General features: G+C 59.6%; 19 protein-coding genes and 1 other RNA gene. 12 read left to right on the top strand and 8 right to left on the bottom strand.

All coding sequences use genetic code 11. The features are described from left to right. Positions 1 to 253 precede the first annotated feature (253 nt). Positions 254 to 2983 carry a winged helix-turn-helix domain-containing protein gene (locus C9383_RS14290; protein ID WP_090366712.1) on the top strand — a complete coding sequence of 910 codons (2730 nt, stop codon included), beginning with the start codon at positions 254 to 256 and terminating at the stop codon, positions 2981 to 2983. Positions 2984 to 3016: 33 nt separating this feature from the next. Here C9383_RS14290 and C9383_RS14295 read toward each other — a convergent pair whose 3' ends face one another. From C9383_RS14295 to C9383_RS14310, 4 genes are all read right to left on the bottom strand, one after another. Next, positions 3017 to 3157 carry a DUF2256 domain-containing protein gene (locus C9383_RS14295; RefSeq protein ID WP_081086983.1) on the bottom strand — a complete coding sequence of 47 codons (141 nt, stop codon included), beginning with the start codon at positions 3155 to 3157 and terminating at the stop codon, positions 3017 to 3019. Then, positions 3154 to 4692: a cryptochrome/photolyase family protein gene (locus C9383_RS14300; RefSeq protein ID WP_090366710.1), complete on the bottom strand. Its 1539-nt coding sequence runs from the start codon at positions 4690 to 4692 to the stop codon at positions 3154 to 3156. Before C9383_RS14300 ends, C9383_RS14295 begins: the two co-directional genes overlap by 4 nt. Before the next feature lie 164 nt (positions 4693 to 4856). Further along, positions 4857 to 5984: a sensor histidine kinase gene (locus tag C9383_RS14305; RefSeq protein ID WP_090366708.1), complete on the bottom strand. Its 1128-nt coding sequence runs from the start codon at positions 5982 to 5984 to the stop codon at positions 4857 to 4859. Between the two features lie 202 nt (positions 5985 to 6186). Continuing rightward, positions 6187 to 6426, bottom strand: a complete 240-nt coding sequence (locus C9383_RS14310; protein WP_090366706.1) for a hypothetical protein — start codon at positions 6424 to 6426, stop codon at positions 6187 to 6189. A gap of 336 nt (positions 6427 to 6762) precedes the next feature. Here C9383_RS14310 and C9383_RS14315 point away from each other — a divergent pair, with 336 nt between their 5' ends. Together C9383_RS14315 and C9383_RS14320 are read left to right on the top strand one after the other, a co-directional pair. Then, entirely contained in the window at positions 6763 to 7239 is a 477-nt protein-coding gene (locus C9383_RS14315; protein WP_090366704.1) for a PA2171 family ribosome-binding persister protein, read from the top strand. Between the two features lie 355 nt (positions 7240 to 7594). Then, the gene (locus C9383_RS14320; protein WP_060753922.1) at positions 7595 to 8368 is read left to right on the top strand and encodes a YiaD family glycine zipper/OmpA-like lipoprotein; all 774 of its coding nucleotides are present in this window, start codon (positions 7595 to 7597) and stop codon (positions 8366 to 8368) included. A 75-nt stretch (positions 8369 to 8443) separates the two neighbouring features. Here C9383_RS14320 and C9383_RS14325 read toward each other — a convergent pair whose 3' ends face one another. The 4 genes from C9383_RS14325 to C9383_RS14340 form a co-directional block, all read right to left on the bottom strand. Further along, a complete protein-coding gene (locus tag C9383_RS14325) occupies positions 8444 to 9025 on the bottom strand; it encodes a BON domain-containing protein (RefSeq protein WP_090366702.1) in 582 nt (193 codons plus the stop codon). Continuing rightward, entirely contained in the window at positions 9022 to 9615 is a 594-nt protein-coding gene (locus C9383_RS14330; protein ID WP_007904374.1) for a phosphoheptose isomerase, read from the bottom strand. Before C9383_RS14330 ends, C9383_RS14325 begins: the two co-directional genes overlap by 4 nt. A gap of 92 nt (positions 9616 to 9707) precedes the next feature. Beyond that, a complete protein-coding gene (locus C9383_RS14335) occupies positions 9708 to 10079 on the bottom strand; it encodes a YraN family protein (protein ID WP_090366700.1) in 372 nt (123 codons plus the stop codon). Then, complete coding sequence (locus C9383_RS14340) at positions 10079 to 11890, bottom strand: penicillin-binding protein activator (protein ID WP_090366698.1); 1812 nt, start codon at positions 11888 to 11890, stop codon at positions 10079 to 10081. The genes C9383_RS14335 and C9383_RS14340 overlap by 1 nt, the downstream gene beginning before the upstream one ends. A 209-nt stretch (positions 11891 to 12099) precedes the next feature. On the opposite strand from C9383_RS14340, the gene rsmI reads away from it, so the two are divergent. The 9 genes from rsmI to mraY all read left to right on the top strand — a co-directional run bounded on the left by rsmI (position 12100) and on the right by mraY (position 21117). Next, positions 12100 to 12972, top strand: a complete 873-nt coding sequence (rsmI, locus tag C9383_RS14345; protein WP_090366696.1) for a 16S rRNA (cytidine(1402)-2'-O)-methyltransferase — start codon at positions 12100 to 12102, stop codon at positions 12970 to 12972. Between the two features lie 96 nt (positions 12973 to 13068). After that, an RNA gene (gene rnpB, locus C9383_RS14350) (RNase P RNA component class A) lies at positions 13069 to 13422 on the top strand. Positions 13423 to 13777: 355 nt separating this feature from the next. Beyond that, on the top strand, positions 13778 to 14233 hold the full coding sequence (gene mraZ, locus C9383_RS14355) for a division/cell wall cluster transcriptional repressor MraZ (RefSeq protein WP_003171868.1): 456 nt from the start codon (positions 13778 to 13780) through the stop codon (positions 14231 to 14233). Then, complete coding sequence (gene rsmH / locus C9383_RS14360; RefSeq protein ID WP_162493817.1) at positions 14230 to 15177, top strand: 16S rRNA (cytosine(1402)-N(4))-methyltransferase RsmH; 948 nt, start codon at positions 14230 to 14232, stop codon at positions 15175 to 15177. The genes mraZ and rsmH overlap by 4 nt, the downstream gene beginning before the upstream one ends. Next, positions 15174 to 15467, top strand: coding sequence for a cell division protein FtsL (gene ftsL, locus C9383_RS14365; protein ID WP_003171871.1), 294 nt, complete (start codon positions 15174 to 15176; stop codon positions 15465 to 15467). The genes rsmH and ftsL overlap by 4 nt, the downstream gene beginning before the upstream one ends. Next, the gene (locus C9383_RS14370; RefSeq protein WP_162843543.1) at positions 15467 to 17209 is read left to right on the top strand and encodes a peptidoglycan D,D-transpeptidase FtsI family protein; all 1743 of its coding nucleotides are present in this window, start codon (positions 15467 to 15469) and stop codon (positions 17207 to 17209) included. Before ftsL ends, C9383_RS14370 begins: the two co-directional genes overlap by 1 nt. Next, positions 17209 to 18672: a UDP-N-acetylmuramoyl-L-alanyl-D-glutamate--2,6-diaminopimelate ligase gene (locus tag C9383_RS14375; protein ID WP_090366694.1), complete on the top strand. Its 1464-nt coding sequence runs from the start codon at positions 17209 to 17211 to the stop codon at positions 18670 to 18672. The genes C9383_RS14370 and C9383_RS14375 overlap by 1 nt, the downstream gene beginning before the upstream one ends. Then, positions 18665 to 20035 carry a UDP-N-acetylmuramoyl-tripeptide--D-alanyl-D-alanine ligase gene (locus C9383_RS14380; protein ID WP_090366692.1) on the top strand — a complete coding sequence of 457 codons (1371 nt, stop codon included), beginning with the start codon at positions 18665 to 18667 and terminating at the stop codon, positions 20033 to 20035. The genes C9383_RS14375 and C9383_RS14380 overlap by 8 nt, the downstream gene beginning before the upstream one ends. After that, entirely contained in the window at positions 20035 to 21117 is a 1083-nt protein-coding gene (gene mraY, locus C9383_RS14385; RefSeq protein ID WP_060753913.1) for a phospho-N-acetylmuramoyl-pentapeptide-transferase, read from the top strand. The genes C9383_RS14380 and mraY overlap by 1 nt, the downstream gene beginning before the upstream one ends.

The following is a 21117-nucleotide window of genomic DNA, read 5'->3' on the forward strand; positions in this document are numbered from 1 at the left end:
AGGCACCTCGGTCCTCCTGAAATACCGCGGCGTCTTTGTTGGGGCGGCTTTGCCACCCAGCGCGGGGCAAGCCCGCTCACTACAGATGATGTGTTCTACCCACCATTTAACTGACTGGCATCAGGCCCCTCCCACATTTTTTGTCGCAGTTCTTTTTCAGGTAAATGTTGCAAAGATCTACAACCCCGCCGCTTTTACCGCTAGTCTGCGGACATCTGCAATGCCGACAACAGCCTTCTACAAGAGCCCGGCGATGACTGATCTGTCCCGAATCCAAGGGCCTGCGAGCGCAGCGATTCCGACGCTGGAAGCGCGCTTCTACAGGCCGCCGCTGCCTGACGGCTACGTGCTGCGACCGCGCTTGTGCGAGCGTTTGAGCGCCGGGTTGGAGGGGCGATTGCTGCTGGTCAGCGCGCCGGCCGGGTTCGGCAAAAGCTCATTGGCGGTCGAGTTCTGCCAGGCCCTGCCCACGCACTGGCAGAGCCTGTGGTTGGGTTTGAGCCCACGGGACAGCGACCCTGGTCGATTTCTTGAGCGCCTGCTCGACGGTTTGCAGCAATACTTCCCGCAGCTCGGCGCCCAGTCCCTCGGCCTGCTGAAAATGCGCCAACGCCATCAGCCCTTTGCTTTCGAGGAGTGGCTGGACGGTTTGCTGGATGAGCTGACGGGCTACCTGTCCACGCAGACGCCTTTATTGCTGGTACTGGATGACTACCATTTGGCCCAGGGGCCGGTGCTGGATCGTTGCCTGCAATTTTTCCTCAATCATTTGCCTGACGGCCTGGTGGTGTTGGTCACCAGTCGCCAGCGTCCGGATTGGCACCTGGCGCGATTGCGCTTGTCACGGCACCTGCTGGAATTGCATGAACAGGACTTGCGCCTGACTCATGACGAGTCCCTGGCAGTGCTGGACCGCCATAGCAGCTCATTGCGCGGTGAGGCCCTGGATAACCTGATTCGCCGCAGCGAAGGTTGGGTCGCCGGCCTGCGTTTCTGGCTGCTGGCGGCGTCCGAAGCCGGCAACGAAGGTGCGCTGCCGCAAAGCCTGCACGGCGGGGAAGGGCTGATCCGGGATTACCTGCTGGAGGAGGTCATCGACTGCCTGCCGGTGGAGGTGCAAGCATTTTTGTATGACACGGCGCCTCAGGATCGTTTTTGCAGCGAGCTATGCGATGCCGTACGCGAAGCCCATGACAGTGGTGAAATCCTGCGCTACCTGCTGGCTCATCAAGTCTTCCTGGTGCCTTTGGACGAGCAGGGGCATTGGTATCGCTACCACCATCTGTTTTCCGACCTGCTGCGTACGCGTCGCGCCAAGAGCGCCACATTGCCCTTGGCCAGCCTTCACCTGCGCGCCTGCCGGTGGTTCAACGCCCAGGGCCTGATCGATGAGGCGGTCGAGCAGGCACTGCGGGCCGGCCATCTCGATGTGGCGGCGAACCTGGTGCAAAACCTGTCTGAAGAGCAACTGCTGGCCGAGCAGAACGTGGGCATGCTGCTGCGCTGGAAGATGGACTTGCCCGACAGCCTGTTGATCAGCACGCCACGCTTGATCGTGTTGTATAGCTGGGCCTTGGGCCTGGCCTGCCAACTGGACGCGGCCGAAGAGTTATCCAGCTACCTCAGCCGCTTCCTGCCGGCGCCGTCAGCGACCGCACAGAAATCCATGCTCGCCCAATGGTTGGCGCTGAGCGGCATCATTGCCCGTGGCCGCGGGGATCGCGAATCGACTCAACGTTATTGCAGCGAGGCGTTGGAAAGCCTGCCGCACAAGCGCTACGGCCAGCGCCTGATGTGCCTGTCGACCCTCTCCAACCTGGCCATCGTCGATGCCGACCTATGGCGTGCCCGGGGCTTGAATCGAGAGTCCCTGGAGCTGGCGCAACGCGTCGGCAACCCCCTGTTTGAAGCACTGGCCCATTACGACCGGGCGCGGGTACTGCAGGCGCGTGGCGAGATCCTGCGCTCGCTCGACGAAGTGCGCCAGGGCTTGCAGCGCCTGCATGACCTGGCGCCACAACGGTTGTATGCCGTGCGCGCGCGGCTGTCGTTGTATGAAGGTTACCTGCTGCTGGTGCGTTTCCAGCCCGAAGCCGGCCTCGCGCGGTTGCGTGCCGGGCTGGCGGAAGCCCGTGCCTGTCGGGATATCAGCGTATTGATCGGGCATTGCGTGATCGCCAACTTCGAAGGGCGACGTGGGGATTTCCCCAAGGCGTTTGCCGAGCTGGCCGAGGCCGAGCGCCTGATGCATATCTGGGATGTGCCACCCATCTACTATCTGGCGATGATCACGCTGATCAAATGTGAGCTGTGGCTGATCCAGGGGCGCACTGACCTGGCCGATGCCTGGCTGACTCGCCTGGGGCAGACCTACAACGGCGAGCACGCTGCCGCCGCGCCGGAGTTTCATCCTCACTTGCCGCAACATATCGAGCTGCAGCAGGCCGCGCTGGATGCAACGCGCCATCAATCCGAGGCTTCACTGCGACGGCTTGAAGCGTTGGCGCAGCTAGCTCATAACGATGGGCGCCAGATGATCGCGCTGATGGCACTGACCCAGCAGGCGCACTTGCTACTGGAGTGCGGCCAGGAGGCCAAGGCCCGGTCCATCCTCGTCCAAGCCTTGGAAGCCAGAGCGGGCGGTGCGCTGCAACCGTTCCAGCGCTTGCTGGAAAACTACCCGGACTGGATGCGCGAACAACTTGGCAGGGACTCCCATGGCCTGTTGAACCAGAGTTTGCTGGCGCTGCTTCCCGTGGTGGTGCCGGCCGGAACTTCGCCTGCTCACGAAACCCTGAGCGCCCGAGAACGGGCGGTCCTGCAATTGATCGCGCAGGGGTGTTCGAATCAGGAAATCAGCAATCAGCTGTTTATTTCACTGCACACCGTCAAGACCCACGCCAGCCACATCAACAGCAAACTGGGGGTCGAGCGGCGTACTCAGGCGGTGGCACGGGCGCAGGAGTTGGGGTTGATTGGTTAGCGCTTCGCCCCGTGTATGCAAGGATGCGCCGGTTCAGTTTTTCACCGGCTTGTTGCGCCGGCAGCGCTGCGAGCAGTAAAGCACTTCATTCCAGCAACGGGCCCACTTTTTTCGCCAGGTAAAGGAGAGGCCGCAAGACACGCAGGTTTTCACCGGCAGCTCGCTCTTTTTCAAAATGACTCACCCTCATCCAGCCGGGCCAGCAGACTCTGCCCCCGTTGCCAGAGCGCCTGCTGCTTGGTCTCCGTCAGGCGGTCGAGGTTTTTATACACCATGCCCATGCGGTGATTGCCGCGCAGAAGGTCAGCGTGACGCATGAGAAAGTGCCAATAGAGCGCATTGAAAGGGCAGGCGTCTTCGGTGGTGCTTTCACTGACCTTGTAGGCACAGGTACGACAGTAGTCAGACATGCGTTTGATGTACTGACCGCTCGCACAGTAAGGTTTGGAGCCCAGGTACCCACCGTCGGCGTGCATCACCATGCCCAGGGTGTTTGGCAGCTCGACCCATTCGAATGCATCCATGTAGATCGCCAGGTACCACTCGCATATCTGGGGCGGAGCGATACCGGCCAAGAGGGCAAAATTGCCTGTCACCATCAACCGTTGAATGTGATGAGCGTAGGCGTGCTCCAGGCTTTGGTTGATGGCTTGGCGCATGCAGTTCATCCGGGTAGCGCCTGTCCAGTAGAACTCCGGCAGTGATCTTGTATTGCCGAACGCATTACCGTCGGCGTAGTCAGGCATCCTCAGCCAGTAGACGCCCCTGACATACTCCCGCCACCCGATCAGTTGGCGAATAAAGCCTTCTGCGGCATTCAGCGCGATGTTGCCCGACCAATAGGCGGCCTCGACATCGCTGCACAGTTGGCGAACATCCAGCAGGCCGATATTGAGCGCGGCACTGATACGGGCATGGAACAAAAAGGGCTCATCACTGGCCATTGCGTCCTGATAGTCACCGAAGGCCGCCAGCCCCCAATCGAGGAAGTAATCCCAGAGAGCCTGCGCATCTGCATGAGTGACCGGGTAGTCGAAGTTGGCCAGGGTGCCGTAGTGGCTGGAAAAGTGTTCAGCCACCAGCGCAAGGACTTCCTGGGTGAGGGTGTCTGGCGGGAAGCGGGCCGGCGCAGGCGGTCGTACTCCTTTGGGCAGGGGCTTGCGGTTGTCCGCATCAAAATTCCACGCACCGCCTACCGGGCTGCCGTCACCGTTGAGCAGTATCCTGTTTTTACGGCGCATTTCTCGATAGAAAAACTCCATGCGCAGCTGCTTTTTGTCTGCGGCCCAATCGGCGAATTCGGCACGGCTGCAGAGAAATCGACTATCGCGATGCCACTCAATCGCCAAGCCACACGTACGGATTGACTGTTCCAGGCGCCAATCGCCACATTCGGTGATGTGCAGTTCATCGGGCTGCAACAGTGACTGCCAGCGCCGTAGCTCACTTGGCACCGAGCCAGTGTTCTGTGGGTCATCGAGGGTAACGTAGTGGACCTGCGTTCCAGCTTGCCTCAATGCTTCGGCGAAGTGGCGCATGGCGCTGAAGACCAGGGCGATCTTTTGCGGGTGATGAGGGACGTGGCGGGCCTCTTCCATCACTTCGACGAGCAGTACGCTATCGCGCTCTTTATCCAGGCCCTGCAGCGAGGCCAGGTCGAAAGACAATTGATCGCCCAGAACCAGGCATAGTCGGCGATGTGCAGTCATCGAGCAGTTTCCAGTGATGGAGAAACGTATAGGGCGCAGGCATGCCGGAGCCACGGTGAGAGGGCGCACGGATGACTGACTGCTCACCTATACTTGTACAATAAAAATAATTTGTACAATTTTTTCGACGAGACGTGCAGTGATTTTTCGCAGGGGCAAACGGCTCACTCGTTGAGCGGAAGTTTTACGAGGAAAGTAGTGCCTTGCGTTGCGTCAGAAGTGACGTCGATTGAGCCCTTATGGGCGGTCACGATTTCTGACGCGATAAACAGGCCCAGGCCCAAGCCTTCGGTAGGTCCGTTTTCAGTGGTAGAGCGCTGAGAAAAACGCCCCATGGGGTTGAAGATAAACGGTAGGGCATCCTCAGGTATCGGTTGGCCGCTGTTATGGACGCTGAATACCGCGACGTCCTCCGTGACCGACAACTGCACGGTTATGGGATGCTGGATATTGCCGTGACTCACAGCGTTGCTGATGATGTTTGAAAAGACCTGCTCCAATCGCGGGCCGTCAAACCTGCCGGGAACCGCAGTGCGTGCGACAAACAGCACGTTGGCTTCAGGATGAAATGCCTGGATTTCTTCCACCACTCTGCGGCACAGCGGTAAAAGGTCCAGGTCTGTCTTGGTGACGGGAATACCGGGCCCCATGTGGCAGCGTGTCAGATCCAGCAAATCGCCAACGATACGGCTCGCCCGGGTAACGCTGGTATGTATCTGGGTCGCGACTTTGGCATCCCGCGCCCCGAGACCCTCGGAATGCTTGAGAATGTCGCTGCCCAGTAAAATCGCCCCGAGCGGGGTGCGCAAATCGTGGCCGAGAACGCCCAGGAAAATATTGCGCGACACATCAACGGCTCGGGAGTAACTGGCGATAGACTCCGCGAGAGTCTGGTCAATCGCTTCGTGGAAGCGGGTCATATCATCAATATTCAGTGACGTGCCATTTTTTACCTGGCTCATCCACTGTCTGAGCACGCTCGCCCTGAGGGCGCGATATTCAGAAACCATTTGATCGATGGTGAAGCCCGCCAGTAAGCGAGCCACTGCATGGGTCTCAGCGGCGGTTTCGTGCTCTTCCACCGGCCCCAGGCCATGCGACTTATCAATCTGCTCTTGTGCGGTCTGTGCGGTTCGCAGGTCGGCGACGATCGCCCGCAGCATTTGCTCTGCATGGTCGCGCAATGCACTGCGGTCGAGATCCGCGCCAGGTGTCTCGATCGTTCTCGCGAAATCTTCCCAGGCCTGCAAGATGGGTTCGAGGTTTTCTAGAATGAAATCCGGCAGGCGCATGTCGATGTCCTGATCAGGTCCGTCACAGGCGGACTAAACGAAACTGCGTAGGTCGGGGGCAATGTGGTGAGCCAGTTTAGGAGGTTCTCCAGTGGATTTCAAAGCGCGACCAAGCCGGCTTTACCCGATGTAGGGTCCGATATAGGGAGCGAGCATCACGCATTTTGACGCTTGCCCTGAGCCGTCGTGCTGAGAGGCTGTTCTATAGGCCCGCTGTCAACAATCTCAGCCTTTTCTCGACGGCGCTGTCGAAATGGTTGGACAGCAACTCACAACGCTCCGGCGGGAGGCCGGCACAGCAGGTTATTCCCAGGACGAACCCTTCGGCCTTCGCGCCGGTTTTTACTGCGAAAATCATCGAGCCTGCCCGCTCTATATCGTAAAAAAGCCTATCGGCCTGACGCTTGATGGCATCAGGCAAGTCATCTGTGTATGGGTTCATGACCTACTCCACATGCTTACTTCTGCAATCTGGTCTGACGCATGGGCGCTGTGCCTCATGCAATAAATGACCGTGGGTCGATTGAGATGTTCGTAATTTCTGGCCTTGGCGAGCGCTTGGGATCAAACGGCGTTTGAGCGTGTTGCTATCTGCAATAGACGGCAGGTTCATTCGGGCAAGGTGCATGAGTTCAAATTGCCAATAATTTAAATAACCTATTGAAATATAAGAGGTTTAAATTTTTTTTAAGGTGGCACGGCAAATGCGATAGCACTAGGGAGATAGCCGCCAAAGAACGGCTGAACCCTTCCGTGATAGCCATAGTGAGATAGAAAAATGAATGCCATCGACCTTCTCAAAGCCGACCACGAAAAAGTCAAAGCCATCCTGACCCAACTGAGTGAATCGACTGAGCGTGGGGTAAAGAAACGCACTGAGCTGCTGGATAAATTAGAGATGGAAGTGTCCATCCACACCCAGTTGGAGGAGCAGATTCTCTATCCCGCCTTCAAGGCCGCCGGTGGGAAAGACGAGGCCGAGATGTACTATGAGGCAAAAGAAGAACATCGCACGGTTGACTCTCTGGTGCTTCCCGACCTGAAAGCAACTGATCCTACCTCCCCGGAATTCGCAGGTCGGGTGAAGGTGGTCAAGGAATTGCTCGAACATCACATCGAAGAAGAGGAAACAGAGATGTTTCCCAAGGCCAAGAAGCTTCTGGGCAAAGCCGAGCTTGAAAAGCTGGGTGAACAGATGCTGGCCATGAAGTCATCGTTGAAAAAGAGTTACGTGTCTCAAAAAGTTGCAGCCTGAACCCATAGGCTTTAACTGCGCCTGTAGAAAGATGAGCCCGACGCCACGTCGGGTTCATTTTTTTTGCCCCTCGGAATCGGCCTTTGAACGGTCGAGCTTGGGTTGACTCAGCCTCGCTTTCTAATTGCGGTGTGATTGTTCCTGGATACCCAATGGCTACTTTCCGGCGACATTTGCAGAGAAATCGACAATCGCCGTTCAGCAATCGTCTGCTAGGGTTTGAGTGTGCTCGGCCGTTGTAGAGCACGGCGCCCGCCGGGCATGGAATTTTTACCGTTTGTCGTGTTCCAAGCTCGGCACAGGTCCATTGCCAATGTCCTCTGCATCACAGAATGCAAAAGTAGGAGCTTCCTTCATGTTTACTCCGCGTCGTCTGCTTGTTGTCGCTACCGCCGTAGCCTTGTTGTCCGGCTGCGCTTCACCTAATCCTTATGACGGCAGCAGCCAGGGACAGGCAGGTAATGAGTCCGGCGGTATGAGCAAGACCGCCAAGTACGGTGGCCTGGGTGCCCTGGCCGGCGCATTGGCAGGTGCGGCCATCGACCATAACAACCGTGGCAAGGGCGCACTGATCGGTGCGGCTGTTGCCGGTATTGGTGCTGCGGGTTACGGCTACTACGCCGACCAGCAGGAAAAGAAACTGCGTGAAAGCATGGCCAACACTGGGGTTGAAGTTCAGCGCCAGGGTGATCAGATCAAGCTGATCATGCCGGGTAACATCACTTTCGCCACCAACTCGGATGCCATCGCCAGCAGCTTCTACCAGCCGCTGAACAATCTGGCCAACTCCCTCAAGCAGTTCAACCAGAACACAATCCAGATTGTCGGCTACACCGACAGTACCGGTAGCCGCCAGTTGAACATGGACCTGTCCCAGCGTCGTGCGCAGAGCGTAGCGAACTACCTGACTTCCCAAGGCGTCAGCCCTGCCAACCTGAGCGCCCGCGGGGCCGGCCCGGATAACCCGATTGCCAGCAACGCCGACGTGAATGGCCGCGCCCAGAACCGTCGTGTAGAGGTCAACCTCGGTCCGATTCCTGGCCAGCAATACGGCCAGCCTGGTCAGCAGCAACAGGCACCCCAACAGAACAACCAGTTCCAGGGTAACCCGTACCAGCAGTACCAATAAACACGGGCGACAAGCGACAAAAAAGGGCGCCGTGCAGTCAATGCACGGCGCCCTTTTTCATGGCTGTGGGTTACATCAATCGATGTATTCGAACACCTTCACGATCTTCTGCACACCCGACACGCCTTGCACGAGGTTGGCTGCACGCGCGGCTTCCGCCTGGGTCAGCAGGCCCATCAGGTAGACGATGCCGTTATCGGTGACGACCTTGATGCGCGAGCCGGGAATCGCGCTGTCGGTCAGCATCTGCGTCTTGATCTTGGTGGTCAGCAGGGCATCGTTGCTGATGGCCAGCAGGGTGATCGGGTCCATCACTTGCAGTTCGTTGTTAACCTTCTTGACACGCTGGACACTCGAAGCGGCTTGTTCAGCCAGGGCCTTGAGGTCGGCACGCGGGGTTTGCCCGGCCAGCAATACCACGCCGTTGAAGCTGGTCACGACGATGCGCGAAGCACCGTTGCCCAGGTCCGGTGCGGCCTTGGCAATGTTGACCTCGACCTTGGTTTCGATCAGCGAGTCGTCGATCTTGCTGCCGAAGGTACGAGTGCCCTTATCGTCCTGAATGGGGGTGTCACGTGTTGCGGTGATTGCCGTGCTGCAGCCGCTGATGGCAAGGCACAGCGTAATGCCCAAAAGGCTGAGGCGTTTAACGGTCATTCTTCACTCCCGAACAGTTGGCTGTCGATCAGATCGCACAGGCAGTGGATCGCCAGCAGGTGGACTTCCTGAATGCGTGCAGTGACATTGGCCGGGACGCGGATCTCCACGTCCTCGGGCAGCAACAGCGAGGCCATGCCGCCGCCGTCGCGGCCGGTCAATGCTACGACAATCATTTCGCGATCATGTGCGGCCTGGATCGCTTGAATAATATTCGCCGAGTTGCCGCTGGTGGAAATCGCCAGCAGCACATCGCCCGGTTGGCCCAGGGCGCGGATCTGCTTGGAGAAGATCTCGTTGTAGCTGTAATCGTTGGCAATCGAGGTGATCGTCGACGAGTCGGTGGTCAGGGCGATGGCCGGCAAGCTCGGGCGCTCACGCTCGAAGCGGTTGAGCAGCTCGGAGGAGAAGTGTTGGGCGTCACCGGCCGAACCGCCGTTACCGCACGAAAGCATTTTGCCTTCGTTGAGCAAGGCGTTGACCATGACCTGACTGGCTTGCTCGATGTGCGGTGCAAGTACGTCCATCGCCTGTTGCTTGGTGTCGATGCTGGCCTGGAAAAGCTGGCGAATTCGGGATTGCATGTCCATCTGTGTGACCTTAAGTGGCGCGGCTGATTGGCACGAAAATGTGCAGCCCGCAATGCAAAGAGCAAAAGTGTGTGATGAAGGTGTCCGGTGAATCAGCTGTCGAAGGCATCTTTGAGCCAGTTCAGATCAGCTGGGCCTAACGGTGTGCTTTCTATGGCAACCACATCGAAACGGCAGGGAGAGTCAGCCCAGCGATGCTCTGTTTGCAGGAAAAACTGCGCGGCGAGTATCAGCTTCTGACGCTTGCGCCCGTCGATACTGGCGAGCGCACCACCCCATTGTGCGTGTTTTCTGTAGCGGACTTCGACGAATACTACTGTATCGCCGTCAAGCATGACCAGATCAAGCTCGCCGCGTTTACACAACCAGTTTTGCGCCAGCAGGCGCAAACCTTGTCGTTGCAGATACTGGAGAGCTTGCAGTTCGGCATCCTTGCCGCTTTGTGCGCTGGACCGCTCGGGCATCAGCGCGGGGTGTCCGGCAGGCGCTGGATGTCGCCACCGACAAACTTCGCCCAAGGCATCTGACGGTCGACACGCTGGTTGGCGCTGACGCCCAGGCTGCCCGAAAGCCCGTCAACCCGAGTGTCGGGCAGCGCCTTGAGCTGGCCCAGGCGCGGTGCCAGACGGTAGGCATCGACTCCCATTGCGTACAGGCGACCGAGGCTGCCATTGGCCTGTGGCCATTGTGCGGCGACCTGATTGCGCAGTGGGTCGGTGCTGTTGAGCAACCATGGGGTCTCGCAGAACATCACGTTGGTCATGTCCAGGTACTGGTTCTTGTCGCCGCTGGCACTGAACACGTGGGAGGTTGCGTAAACCGGCACATCACCGGCGTACTGGAAGTTCAGGGTGGGTTTGATCTGCTGGGCCAGCTGCGGAGTAACTGCCAGGAAGATGAACTCGATATCCTGGCGACGCGATGGCTGAGCGGCTACGTCAGTACCGACGGTGCTTTGCAGGCTCTTGGCGCGGCCTTCGCTTTTACGCAGCTGGAACAGGTCGGCGATCTGTTGGGCGAGGGCGACGGGCTGATCGACGTACTCAACACCGACGACGGTGCCGCCATTGGCTTCCCAATCCTGGCGGAAGGCCTTGTAGACGCGCTCGCCCCATTCGCCACGAGGGACCATGGCGGCGGCACGGTGCAGGCCATCGGCACGAGCACGGCGCGACACTTCGCGGGCTTCATCTTCAGCCGCCAGGCCGAACTGGAACAGTTGGGCCGGGTTGTGTTCAGCCTCGCTGTAGTTCAGTGCCAGGGTAGTGATCGGCAATTGCGGACGTGCGCTGAGTTGTTTGACCAGCGGTTTCTCCAGTGGGCCAACCACCAATTGCACGCCGGCGGCCTGGGCCTTGGCGTAGAAGTCGTCAAGCGAGGTCAGGCGCGAGCTGTCATAGAACTCGATCACCGGCGGCTTCTGCCCGGCCTGTTCGGCCTGGTAGTGCGCGGCCATGAAACCTTCACGCAGCGCTTTGCCGACCGAGGCCAGTTGGCCTTCCTGCGGCAACAGCAGGGCGATCTTGTTCAGGGGCTGGCTGGCCAGTTCCTTGAGCTTGGTCAGTGGCAGCGGCAGTTGCACCGCCGCCGGATGCCCCGGGTTCTGCGCACGCCAGGTATCGATAGCGGCTTGCTGCTGCTCCAGGGTGCCGGCGCCCTTGACCGCCTGGGCCAGTGTGATCCAGCCGTCCAATACCGGGTTGCCGCTGGCTTGCAACTGATCGGCTGGCAGCGCGGCAATCAACGTCCAGATCGCTTCGTGGTTGCTCTTGGCGGCGTCGCCGCTGAGCAGCGGGGCCATGGCGACGCGTTCGCGAGCGGCAGCCAGGGTCTGGCCATCGGCTTCATAAGCACGGGCATGTACGGTGCCGGTACGGATCTGCTGGTCTGTCGGCAGATCCTTCAGGCTTTGCAGGCTCGGGTGGTTGAGCGCTGCCAATGCAGCCTTGGGCTGATTGCGGGCCATGGCCAACTCAGCGGCCAGGGTGCTGGCAAATACTTGTGCGGCCGGTTTCAGGACATCCAGCGGCACCTGCGCAAGAATCTGCGACGAGCGGCCAGGGTTGTTCTGGTGGAACGCCAGGTCAGCCGCACTCAGGCGCAGCAGCGCGGCCTTTTCTGGCGTCTTGGCGGTAGTTGCCTGTTCGAGCAGTTGCTCGATACTGGCATCCGGGGTCCGGGGCAGGTCGCCAAGGCTGGAAGAGGGCGAGCTGGCGCAAGCGGCCAGGAGGGCAGCGAGGCAGAGGGCGGAGAGCAGCCGCAGGCAAGCGATCATGTAAGTGTTCCTGATACCGATCAAATTAGCGTGGAATTGTACCCAAGCACTGGCTCAGGCGCGATGTTACTGGCGTGAAAGCGTCGATTTAGGTCGTGCAAATGTTGCAATCGCTCGTCGATGGCTGAAAAAGCATCCATCGTGATGGCGTATTTTCGAAGCGCCTACGCGCTACACTATGGCTTTTGCCAACCATCGAGGTGTGCGTTTTGACTGCTCCAGGTCCTTTGAATTCCACTGCTGGCTCGCTTTTTGTGGTTGCGACGCCGATTGGCAACCTGGACGACATCAGTGCCCGGGCGCTGAAGGTGTTGCGCGAAGTCAAGCTGATCGCGGCGGAAGACACGCGTCACTCCCAGCGGTTGATGCAGCATTTTGGTATCAGCACGCCATTAGCGGCGTGCCATGAACACAACGAACGCGAAGAGGGCAGCCGCTTCATCACCCGTCTGCTGGCGGGGGACGATGTAGCACTGATCTCCGACGCGGGTACACCGCTGATTTCCGACCCGGGCTACCATCTGGTACGTCAGGCGCGTGCCGCAGGTATCAATGTAGTGCCTGTTCCGGGTGCGTGCGCGCTGATCGCCGCATTATCTGCCGCCGGCTTGCCGTCGGACCGTTTTATCTTCGAAGGCTTTTTGCCGGCCAAGGCGGTTGGGCGGCGTGCGCGCCTTCAAGCCTTGAAGGAAGAACCGCGTACCTTGATCTTCTATGAGGCTCCGCATCGCATCCTGGAATGCCTGGAAGATATGGAGCTGGTGTTTGGCGGTGAGCGCTTGGCGCTGCTGGCCCGTGAGCTGACCAAGACCTTCGAGACCCTCAAGGGGCTGCCGCTGGAGGCATTGCGTGCCTTTGTCGAGGGTGACAGCAACCAGCAGCGTGGCGAGTGCGTAGTGTTGGTGGCCGGCTGGACCGCGCCGGAAAACGAAGACGCTGTCGGCAGCGAGGCGATGCGCATCCTGGATTTACTGCTCAAGGAAATGCCCCTCAAGCGCGCCGCGGCCCTGGCGGCGGAAATTACCGGCCTGCGTAAGAATGTGTTGTATCAAGTTGCGCTTGATAAACAGAAAGCCGAATAGTTCCGGGGTTGAACCTGTATTTCGTCTGAACGTGATGGCCATTCTGAACTTTTATTACTTGTCCTGAGGCCGTCGTGCCGTTAACCTGCGCGGCGGAGAGTCGATTGGACAGTCGCTGCCCTCTATGAAAATTAGGGGGGGGAGGAAAGTCCGGGCTCCATAGGGCGAAGTGCCAGGTAATGCCTGGGAGGCGTGAGCCTACGGAAAGTGCCACAGAAAATAACCGCCTAAGCACTTCGGTGCCGGTAAGGGTGAAAAGGTGCGGTAAGAGCGCACCGCACGACTGGCAACAGTTCGTGGCTAGGTAAACCCCACTTGGAGCAAGACCAAATAGGGTCCCAAGGCGTGGCCCGCGCTGGGACCGGGTAGGTTGCTAAAGATGTCCAGTGATGGCCATCGTAGACGAATGACTGTTCAAGACAGAACCCGGCTTATAGATCGACTCTCCACCTTTTTTCCTTCTGTCCGGATCTCGGGCAGAAAACCGGTAGTAACGCAAGACTCCCTCCCTGCCGAATCATTGGCAGATGCATCTTCGTAATACCAAAAAAATCTTACTCTTAATAAATCACTTTAACTTTAAGCCATAGCTCCATGAGCTATTTGCGGTTGTTGAGTCAAAAACATCGCCAAACTCTCGTTTCTCCTCCTTTTGCGCTCCTAAATCTCCGTTCTGTAAGGCTTTTCCTTGAATCCGCGCCTTGACGGTGTGGTGGGCGCATTCCTATAGTGTGCGCAAGTGGCGGAAAGTGGCACAAAGTGGGTTTTTTGAACGTAAAACGCTAAAATTTGGAGAAACGCAACTGTGTTTCGCGGAGCCAACGCTATCAGTCTCGATGCAAAAGGCCGTCTCGCCATGCCGAGCCGGTATCGTGACGAGCTCATTTCGCGAAGTTCAGGCCAGTTAATCATCACGATTGATGCTGTTGACCCTTGTTTATGTGTTTACCCCCTCGATGAGTGGGAGTTGATTGAAACCAAGTTGCGCGCTCTGCCTTCATTGCGTGAAGAAAACCGTCGCCTGCAGCGTTTGCTGATTGGTAATGCCGTCGACCTCGAACTGGATGGCAGCGGTCGTTTCCTGGTGCCTCCGCGTCTGCGCGAATACGCCAAGCTCGACAAGCGCGCAATGCTGGTGGGCCAACTGAACAAGTTCCAATTGTGGGACGAAGATGCCTGGGATGCTGTTTCTGCAGCTGACCTGGCGGCTATTCAACAACCGGGCGCCATGCCTGATGAACTGCGTGATTTGATCCTGTGACTATTGATAGCGGCTTTAACCACATCACCGTACTGCTTGACGAAGCCGTCGAGGCTCTCGCCGTACGCGCGGATGGCTGCTATGTGGATGGCACCTTCGGCAGGGGCGGGCATAGCCGTTTGATACTCAGCCAGCTCGGATCTGACGGCAAACTCCTCGGATTCGACAAAGACCCTCAAGCGATTGCCACCGGGCAAGCGCTAGCGGCCGAAGACGGCCGCTTTGTCGTTGTGCAGCGTAGCTTTGCCGAGTTGGGTGCCGAAGTGGCCGAGCGCGGCATGGCAGGCAAGGTGGCCGGGGTTTTGCTCGATCTGGGCGTGTCCTCGCCACAACTCGACGACCCGGAGCGCGGCTTCAGCTTCATGAACGATGGCCCCCTCGATATGCGCATGGACCCTACCCGGGGCGTCAGTGCCGCGCAGTTCATCGCTACGGCGCCGGTGGAAGAAATCGCCCGCGTGTTCAAGGAATATGGTGAAGAACGTTTCGCCGGCCGCATGGCTCGCGCCGTGGTCGAGCGCCGCGAGATCCAGCCGTTCGAACGTACCGCCGACCTGGCCGAAGTGCTGAAGGTTGCCAACCCTGCTTGGGAAAAAGGTAAAAATCCGGCCACCCGTGCGTTCCAGGGCCTGCGTATTCACGTCAATAACGAACTGGGTGACTTGGAAGCCGGCCTTGAAGCCGCGCTGGATGCACTCGAAGTGGGGGGGCGCCTGGTGGTGATCAGCTTCCACTCCTTGGAAGACCGCATCGTCAAACTGTTCATGCGTCGCCTGGTCAAGGGCGAGACGGATAACCTGCCGCGCAACCTGCCGGTGCGTTTCGAAGCCTTTGTGCCGAAAATCAAGATCCATGGCAAAGCGCAGTTCGCTTCCGAAGCTGAACTCAAGGCCAACCCGCGTGCCCGTAGTGCCGTCATGCGTGTTGCGGAGAAGTTACGGTGAGCAAGCTTTTCGCCAAGCCCCTCCCGGGCGGTAGCTTCTTTATGTTGCTGCTGTTTATAGGCGTGCTGGTGTCCGCGATCGCGGTGTCCTACAGCGCCCACTGGAACCGCCAGTTGCTCAATACCCTGTACGGGGAATTGAGCGTGCGCGACAAGGCTCAGGCGGAGTGGGGTCGGTTGATTCTCGAGCAAAGCACCTGGACCGCCCACAGCCGTATCGAGGTGCTGGCCACCGAGCAGCTGAAAATGCACATTCCGGGCGCGGCCGAAGTCCGCATGGTGGCGCCATGATGAAGCTCGAAGGCGCACTCTACCCATGGCGCTTCCGCGTGGTGCTCGGCTTGCTGGCGCTGATGGTGGGCGCAATCGCCTGGCGCATCATCGACCTGCAGGTCGTCGACCGTGACTTCCTGATTGGTCAGGGCGATGCCCGTAGCCTGCGTCATATCCCGATCCCGGCGCACCGTGGCCTGATCACCGACCGCAACGGCGAGCCTCTGGCCGTCAGTACCCCGGTGACGACCCTGTGGGCCAACGCCAAGGAACTGCAGACCGCCAAGGAAAAATGGCCGGAACTCGCAGCCGCCCTGGGCCAGGATCCGAAAGCCCTGGCTGAGCGTCTGGAAGCCCAGGCCAATAAAGAATTCATCTACCTGGTTCGCGGGCTTACCCCTGAGCAGGGCCAGCAAGTGCTCGACCTTAAAGTCCCCGGTGTCTACGGCATCGAGGAGTTTCGTCGTTTCTACCCAGCCGGTGAAACCACCGCGCATATGGTCGGCTTCACCGATATCGACGACCACGGTCGCGAAGGTGTCGAGCTGGCCTACGATGAATGGCTGGCCGGGGTTCCCGGCAAGCGACAGGTCATCAAGGACCGGCGCGGCAGGCTGATCAAGGATGTCCAGGTCACCAAGAACGCCAAGGCTGGCAAGCCCTTGGCGTTGTCGATTGACCTGCGTCTGCAATACCTGGCCAACCGTGAACTGCGTAACGCGATCATAGAGAACGGCGCCAAGGCCGGTAGCCTGGTTATCATGGACGTGAAGACCGGCGAAATCCTCGCCATGGTCAACCAGCCGACCTACAACCCGAACAACCGTCGCAACCTGCAACCGGCGATGATGCGTAACCGCGCCATGATCGACGTGTTCGAGCCGGGTTCGACCATGAAAGCCATCTCCATGAGTGCCGCCCTCGAAACCGGGCGCTGGAAGCCGAGCGACAAAGTCGAGGTTTACCCAGGCACCTTGCAGTTGGGCAAATACACCATTCGTGACGTGTCCCGTACCGAAGGTCCGGTGCTGGATTTGACCGGTATTCTGATCAACTCCAGTAACGTGGGCATGAGTAAGGTCGCCTTCGATATCGGCGGCGAAACCATCTACCACCTGGCCCAGAAGATCGGCTTGGGCCAACCCACCGGCCTGGATTTTCCGGGCGAGCGCGTGGGCAACCTGCCGAACTACCGCGACTGGAAAAAAGCCGAGACCGCCACACTGTCCTATGGCTACGGCCTGTCGGTAACGGCGATCCAGCTGGCGCACGCTTTCTCGGTATTGGCCAATAACGGTCGCATGGTTCCGTTGAGCCTGATCCATGTCGACGAAGCGCCGAAAGCCACCCAGGTCATCCCGGAAAAAGTCGCCAAGACCATGCAAGGCATGCTGCAACAAGTGATCGAAGCACCGCGTGGCGTATTCCGCGCCCAGGTGCCGGCCTATCACGTGGCAGGCAAGTCCGGTACGGCGCGTAAAACGTCGGTGGGTACCAAGGGCTATGCCGAAAACTCCTACCGCTCACTGTTCGCCGGCTTCGGCCCGATGAGTGATCCGCGCTACGCCATCGTCGTAGTGATTGATGAGCCGAGTAAAGCCGGCTATTTCGGTGGCCTGGTATCGGCGCCGGTGTTCAGCAAAGTCATGTCCGGCACCCTGCGTCTGATGAACATCACGCCGGACAATCTGCCGCCGACCCAACAAGCGAATGCCGGAGCGCCGGCCGCCGCTGCAAAAGCCAATGGAGGGCGCGGCTGATGTCTCTTAGCCTGAACAAGATTTTCGCCCACGCCGGTCACGACCTGTTGATTCGCGAGCTGAGCCTGGACAGCCGTAGCGTACGCGCCGGGGACCTGTTCCTGGCGGTGCCTGGCGGCAAATTCGATGGTCGCGAGCATATCGCCGATGCGCTGCAGCGCGGCGCTGCGGCCGTGGCTTATGAAGTGGAAGGCGCCACCGTGCTGCCGATCACCGATGTCCCGTTGATTCCGGTCAAGGGCTTGGCGGCGCAATTGTCCGATATCGCCGGGCGTTTCTATGGCGACCCGAGTCGCCAGCTGAACCTGGTGGGCGTGACCGGTACCAATGGCAAGACCAGCGTGACCCAGTTGGTCGCACAAGCGCTTGACCTGCTGGGCCAGCACTGCGGCATTGTCGGTACACTGGGCACCGGTTTTTATGGCGCGCTGCAAAGCGGCCTGCACACCACGCCGAACCCGATCGCCGTGCAAGCCACCCTGGCCGACCTGAAAAAGGCCGGCGCCAAGGCGGTGGCCATGGAAGTGTCCTCCCATGGCCTGCACCAGGGCCGCGTTGCGGCGCTGGCCTTTGATGTGGCGGTGATGACCAACCTGTCCCGCGATCACCTGGACTACCACGGCACCATGGAGGCCTACGCTGCTGAAAAGGCCAAGCTGTTTGCCTGGAATGACTTGAAGTGCCGCGTGGTGAACCTGGATGACGCGTTCGGTCGTCAGCTGGCGGCCCAAGAGGGTGAGTCGCGCCTGATCAGCTACAGCCTGGAAGACGCCAGTGCGTACCTGTATTGCCGCGAAGCCCAGTTCAATGATGAAGGCGTGCTCGCCACGCTGGTGACGCCACAAGGCGAGCACCATTTACGCAGCAGCCTGTTGGGGCGTTTCAACCTGAGTAACGTCCTCGCCGCCATCGGCGCGTTGCTCGGCCTGGATTACGCCCTCGACGAAATCCTGAAAGTCCTGCCGAAGCTGGAAGGCCCGGTCGGCCGCATGCAGCGCCTGGGTGGCGGTTCGCAGCCGTTGGTGGTGGTCGATTATGCCCACACGCCGGACGCCCTCGAAAAAGTCCTGGTGGCCCTGCGCCCACACGCCAAGGGCAAATTGCTCTGCCTGTTCGGCTGCGGCGGTGACCGTGATCGGGGCAAGCGTCCGTTGATGGCCGAGATTGTCGAGCGCCTGGCCGATGGCGTGCTCGTGACTGACGACAACCCGCGCAGCGAAAATCCGAGCCAGATTTTCGACGACATCCGTGCTGGCTTCAAAGACGCTTCCAAGGCCACGTTCGTTGCCGGTCGTGGTGAAGCCATTGCCCAGTTGATCGCCAGCGCCGGCGCTGACGACGTGGTGGTGCTGGCCGGTAAAGGCCATGAGGACTACCAGGAAATCAACGGCGAACGCCATGCCTTCTCCGATCTGGTCGAGGCCGATCATGCCTTGACCGCCTGGGAGGTTGCCCATGCTTAAGGCGATGAAGTTCAGCGAACTGGCCCAGGCCCTTTCGGCCCGCGTGTTGTCGAGCGACTGCAGCTTCGATGGCGTCAGTATCGACAGCCGTAATATCAAGCCGGGCCAGCTGTTCGTGGCTTTGGCCGGCCCGCGCTTTGACGGGCACGATTACCTGAACGACGTTGCCGCCAAAGGTGCAGTAGGTGCTCTGGTGCAACGTGAAATTGCGGACTGCGCCTTGCCGCAGTTGCTGGTCGCCGATACCCGCCTGGCCCTCGGTCAACTGGGTGCGCTGAACCGCGCCGCCTTTGACAAGCCTGTCGCGGCCATCACCGGCTCCAGCGGCAAGACCACGGTCAAGGAGCTGCTTGCCGGTGTGTTGCGCACGCGTGGGCCGGTGCTCGCTACCCGTGGCAACCTGAACAACGATTTCGGCGCTCCGCTGACCCTGCTCGAACTGGCCCCGGAACACACGGCGGCAGTGATCGAACTGGGCGCTTCGCGCATCGGCGAAATCGCCTACACCGTGGCGCTGACCAAGCCTCACGTGGCGATCATCAGCAACGCCGGTACCGCCCACGTCGGTGAGTTCGGCGGCCCGCAGAAGATCGTCGAGGCCAAGGGTGAAATCCTTGAGGGTCTCGACGCATCCGGCACTGCGGTTTTGAATCTCGACGACAAGGCTTTCGAGACCTGGCGTGTACGCGCTGCCGGTCGCAAGGTGCTGACTTTTGCCGTACTGAATGCCGCCGCTGATTTCCACGCCTCCGATATCTCTGTCGACGCCCGTGGCTGCCCGTCGTTCACCCTGCACACCCCGCAGGGCAGTGAGCGGGTGCAACTGAATCTGCTCGGCAACCATAACGTCGCCAATGCCCTGGCCGCCGCCGCCGCCGCGTACGCCCTGGGTGTGTCGTTGTTCGGTATCGCGACCGGCCTGGGCGCGGTGCAGCCGGTCAAGGGGCGCACCGTGGCGCAGTTGGCAAGCAACGGTATGCGCGTCATTGATGACACTTACAACGCCAACCCATCCTCCATCAATGCCGCCGTGGATCTGCTCAAGGGTTTCGACGGGCGCAAGGTGCTGGTGTTGGGCGATATCGGCGAATTGGGCGACTGGGCTGAACAAGGCCACCGTGAAGTCGGCGCGTATGCCGCCGGCAAAGTCGATGCGCTTTACGCCGTCGGCTCGAACATGGCGCACGCCGTCAACGCCTTCGGCGCCGGTGCGCGGCACTTCGCGACCCAGGCCGAATTGATCCAGGCGCTGACGGCGGCTGAACAAGACAAACACACCACTATTTTGATCAAGGGATCGCGCAGCGCGGTGATGGAAAACGTCGTCGCAGCCTTGTGTGGCTCAAGTACGGAGAAACATTAATGCTGCTGCTGCTGGCTGAGTATCTGCAACAGTTCTACAAAGGCTTCGCGGTCTTTCAGTACCTGACCCTGCGCGGGATTCTGGGTGTGCTGACCGCGCTGTCTCTGTCGCTGTTCCTGGGGCCATGGATGATCCGTACCCTGCAGAACCTGCAAATTGGTCAATCGGTTCGCAATGACGGCCCGCAGTCGCACCTGTCCAAGTCCGGCACCCCGACCATGGGCGGAGCGTTGATCCTGTCGTCCATCGGTATCAGCACCTTGCTGTGGGCCGACCTGCACAACCGCTATGTGTGGGTGGTGTTGCTGGTGACCCTGTTGTTCGGCGCCATCGGCTGGGTGGACGACTACCGCAAAGTGATCGAGAAAAACTCCAAGGGGCTGCCAAGCCGCTGGAAGTATTTCTGGCAATCGGTGTTCGGGCTCGCCGCTGCGATTTTCCTCTACACCACCGCGCCAAGCGCGGTCGAGACCACCCTGATCATCCCGATGCTCAAGGACGCCAGTATTCCCCTCGGCGTTGGTTTCGTGGTGCTGACCTACTTCGTGATCGTCGGCTCCAGCAATGCGGTGAACCTGACCGACGGCCTTGATGGTTTGGCGATCATGCCGACGGTGATGGTGGGCGGCGCGCTCGGCATCTTCTGCTACCTGTCGGGTAACGTGAAGTTCGCTGAATACCTGCTGATTCCCTACGTACCGGGTGCGGGTGAGCTGATCGTGTTCTGCGGCGCACTGATCGGTGCCGGCCTGGGGTTCCTGTGGTTCAACACCTACCCGGCCCAAGTCTTCATGGGCGACGTCGGCGCACTCGCGCTGGGCGCGGCCCTGGGAACCATCGCGGTGATCGTTCGCCAGGAAATCGTGCTGTTCATCATGGGCGGTGTGTTCGTGATGGAAACCCTGTCGGTGGTCATCCAGGTGGCTTCCTTCAAATTGACCGGGCGTCGTGTGTTCCGCATGGCGCCGATTCACCACCACTTTGAACTCAAGGGCTGGCCCGAGCCACGCGTGATTGTCCGTTTCTGGATCATCACCGTGATTCTCGTGCTGATCGGCCTTGCCACCCTGAAACTGAGGTAG

Origin of the sequence: Pseudomonas palleroniana (assembly GCF_003031675.1) — a bacterium.
GTDB lineage: Bacteria > Pseudomonadota > Gammaproteobacteria > Pseudomonadales > Pseudomonadaceae > Aquipseudomonas > Aquipseudomonas palleroniana.